The 906-nt window shown below is 75.3% G+C and carries 1 protein-coding gene; it reads right to left on the minus strand.

Annotated features, from left to right (window positions below; translation table 11 throughout):
• A partial coding sequence (locus ACYVE7_RS34785; RefSeq protein WP_460370906.1) for an HD domain-containing protein occupies positions 1 to 906 on the minus strand: 906 nt, incomplete at both ends.

Consider the following 906-nt stretch of genomic DNA (forward strand, 5'->3'; position numbering starts at 1 on the left):
GCCGGGCGCCGAGAAGGTGCGGGCGGTCCGCAGCACCAGCCGGTGCAGGGCGAGCACCCCGGCGGCCTGCCAGAGCAGCCCGGGACGGTCCTTGGCGACCACCGTGACGGTCTGCGCGCCCCCGGTGTGCTTGGCCCAGGAGCCGCGCACCGAACTGGAGCTGAACCGGATCGCGACACCGTCGTGGCGGGCCAGCGCGAGCTGCGAGCTGGTCGGGGCGGGGGTGCGGGGCGGGGCGTCGCCCTGGAGCAGTTTGCCGGTCCTGCGGACCAGCTCGTTGATCAGCCGGGCCTTCCACCCGCCCCACGCGGCGGGGCCCGTCGCGCCGGCGTCGGCGATCGCGATGGCGTGCAGCAGCTCCAGCACGACGGGGCTGCCGACGCACTCCGCGACATGCTCGATGGTGCGCGGATCGTCGAGGTCGCGGCGGGTGGCGGTGTCGGGCAGCAGCAGATGGTGCAGGACGACCTTGTAGAGGATCTCGGAGTCCTCGGGGCCGAAACCGAGCCTGGGCGCGATCTCCCGCGTGTTCTCGGCGCCCGCCTCGGAGTGGTCGCGGCCCGAGCCGTCCTTGCCGATGTCGTGCAGGAGCGCGCCGACCAGCAGCAGGTCGGGACGTGCCACCTCGCGGGTGAGGGCCGCGGCGCCCGCCGCCGCCTCGACGAGATGGCGGTCGACGGTGAACTTGTGGACGGCGTTGCGCTGCGGCCGGTTCCGCACCCGCGACCAGTCGGGGAGCATCGCGACGATCAGGCCGTCCTGGTCGAGCGCCTCGAACACGCCGATCGCGGCCGGGCCCGCGCCCAGGAGCTGGACCAGCGCGGTGCGGGCGGGCTCGGGCCACGGCACGGGCATCCCGGGGAAGTCCTTGGCGAGCCGGCCGACCGTCGCGGGGGCCAGCGGCAG

The organism is Actinocorallia lasiicapitis (genome assembly GCF_054778695.1).